1 protein-coding gene and 1 pseudogene are annotated in these 2,996 nt (G+C 35.0%); both read left to right on the top strand.

Going from position 1 to position 2,996, the window contains the following annotated elements:
* Positions 1–807, top strand: a pseudogene (locus F6K13_RS26155) (1-acyl-sn-glycerol-3-phosphate acyltransferase); the annotation flags it as partial.
* 797 nt (positions 808–1,604) lie between these two features.
* Positions 1,605–2,426: a sensor histidine kinase KdpD gene (locus F6K13_RS26150; RefSeq protein ID WP_124147095.1), complete on the top strand. Its 822-nt coding sequence runs from the start codon at positions 1,605–1,607 to the stop codon at positions 2,424–2,426.
* The last annotated feature ends 570 nt before the right edge of the window (positions 2,427–2,996 follow it).

Here is a 2,996-nt window from a genome sequence, read left to right as displayed (position 1 = left end):
TTAATTGTACCAATAGGTATTCAATACAAGTACTTGGGTGAACCATGGGAAAATATAGAGCGACTTTTAAGTAAGCTGGAAAAAGATAGTGGTTTGTTTTCAAGTTCAGAAAATCTTTTTCATCAGCAAAAATTAGCACCTTCTGCACTATACCAACGACTTTTGAGATTAGGAGTTCATTTATTAGAAAAAATGGAAGAATTTTATCGAAAATTCTACCACCGAGATTTACCCAAGTCAACTCAAGAAAGTTCTTCCCAACAATCTTTAATAGATGACCAAATGAATGAAATGATCGCCACTCGCCTCAATGCTCTTCTTGATGTTGCTTTGGAAGTGGCAGAAGAATATTTTCAAATTCAGGCCAACGGTAATTTTATAGATCGTTGTCGTCGTTTAGAACAAGCGGGTTGGGATTTTATATATAGAGAAGATATTGAAAATTTGGCGACTCTTTCTCCTCTAGACAGAGGTCTTGCAAACCGACTTGCACAAGAGGCTAGTCTGCGAATGTGGCACATGAGATTAGTCGAAAGTTTTGTTGCGGTTAGTGGCAAATATATTACGGAAAAACCGACAGTAGAAAGGTTTTCTGATACAACTCTACTAATATGGGATATGATTAATCGCATTAAGGGCGGTAATCCTCTCAAGCGTCCGATACTAGGAAAACAAATAGTATACATGACAGTGGGACAACCAATTTCTGTTTCCCAGCGTTGGGAGAGTTACAAAACTAAACGTCGTACAGCTATATCAGAGCTGACTCAAGATTTGCAAGAGGCACTGGAAGAAACGATTCAATGATAGTATCTGTGCCAAAAATTAATTTAACATTTGTAGGGAAAAGGGAATAGGGAATAGAAAATAAAATATACAATTAATTCGGTTAATTCGGTTTAAAAAGCGTTTCGGTCTGAAATGCTCCGCAAACAGCCGCTAGGTGTTTAGCAGTCAGCTTTTGAGAAGTGGATACGCGACCCCTCCTATAACGCTACGCGCAAGTCAAAAGTCATAAGTCAGTAGTGGCGTTAACGATCGTTATGCGCAAGCTTTCGGCCGTTTGTCCGTACAAAAATAATCTCTGACTAACTTTGAGCATTTATAAATGTCCGCGCCCTATTTGCCTAGTGCTATAAAATTAAACGATAAGCTAGAAGTCGAGAATTTAAACCCAAGCTTTTAGCCCGCTGAAGGCTGTTTGCGGAGCATTCCGGTACGGAAATGCTGAAATGTTGATAGCTAGTTAACTACTTAAACAGAAATCGAAAGTTAAAAATTATAGCAATAGACAAGTAGGGCGCGGATATAGACTGATGATGTCCCAATCAGGATAAATTTTTTTTCACTGTTATCTGCTATAAAATTATAAATATATAGATTAAAAGCTTTGACTGAAAATAAATTTAGAAAATTATTTCAAATACCAAGTTTTGAATTATTTGTGAAATAATTTGAGTGAATTAGTATAGCAGTTGAAGGGGAGGTGAGGACATATCAAAAGCTTAAAACTCAGACAACACAATATTTTTTCTTCTGCCTTCTTCCTTCTGCTATACCACTAATAAAACTTGACAAAACTATCCCCCGCCTAATTTTTTGTAATGACTAAAGAATCTATTATTAAATCCTCTAATTTAATTAAAAATAAGCTACTAAGTCTTTTGAGCCAAGAAATGTTAACTCCCTTAACTTCTGTGATGGGGATGGCAAGTGTTCTCCACCAAGAAATCTATGGTTCTCTAACTGATAAGCAGAGAAAATATGTAGAAGTGATTCATGAAAGAAGTCAATATTTACGATTGCTAGTTGAAGAAATTATTGGTTTAACAAAACTATATGAGTATGGCCAAAATTCAGAAAAAACTCCTATTGATGTGAAAAATATCTGTCAGCAAATAGTAACAGACCTAGAAGCAGAAACAGTTCATCAGCAGATCAAAGTTCAATTATTAGCTGGATCTAGCGACCGGGTTTGTTTTTTTGATAAAACAATTTTAGAACAAACATTATACAACTTAATTTATAGTGTAATTAAATCTACAGTTTCAGGGAGTGAAGTAAAAATTCATTTGTCTGAAAAGCAAGAAGATTTTAAGATTGCACTGTGGGTTTCTCATCCTATTCTTGGAGATAATCTTCCTCATGCTCAACTATATTCTCACAAGTTATCAGAGATTGAAAACCAGGATAATCAGTCTAGCTTAATGCTAAATAGATTACAGCTAACATTTGATGAACTAACAACAATAGTTTTTGACAAAACGTCAATACAAGGAGAAAATATTGCAACTGAACCTACCCGCGAGCTATTGGCATTACTATTAAGTTGTCAGTTAGCTGAACAAAATGGTGGCTCTTTCTGGGTTCAAGGTTCTACGGAATTAGGCTATCGATATATTTTAACTCTGCCACTTTCTAAGTAGGGAATAGGAAATAGTTTTCTTCTTATTTAAAATAGGGAATAGGGAACAGGGAACAGGGAATAGCTAACTGTAAAAAGGGTTTTTCCTGCAGGAACACTCCGCAAACAGGATTGAAAAATGTCTTAACCAATTCTTGTAAGTAGTCGTGCAAAATAAATTTCCTATTTGAGAGAGGCAACAGGCAACAGGCAATAGGGAGTCAGTAGGATGTGTAATTAATTTTGCATAGGTACTTATACCATTTATAAAAAGTCTTGCTACATTTCCTTGGGAGTAGGGAGTAGGGAGTAGGGAGTAGGGAGTAGGGTTTAAAGGCATAAGATATTTTGTATTAATGCCGATAATCCTTACAAACATTACTGAATTATTATTATCAGTTGATAACTGAAGTTGCATTGGAAGTATAGCATTATTTTTGGGAATTGGTATTAGTGCTATATTTTTCTCAAAAATAACTTTCTTTACTTGCTTATACTATTTGTAAGATTATTTATTTAATTGGTAACAACATGAACTCAGTTTGGCAGAAATTAACATTAACTAATCTTTCTTTTTCTAACTCTCCATGGC

Source organism: Okeania sp. SIO2B9 (assembly GCF_010672505.1).
Classification (GTDB): Bacteria; Cyanobacteriota; Cyanobacteriia; order Cyanobacteriales; family Microcoleaceae; genus Okeania; species Okeania hirsuta.
The sequence above is the reverse complement of the archived record's forward strand: the minus strand, read 5'-3'. Positions and strand labels throughout refer to the sequence as shown.

What these genes read in the sequence shown, in the direction of transcription:
- F6K13_RS26150 (WP_124147095.1), top strand. Translation starts at nt 1,605, where the DNA reads ATGACTAAAGAATCTATTATTAAATCCTCTAATTTAATTAAAAATAAG.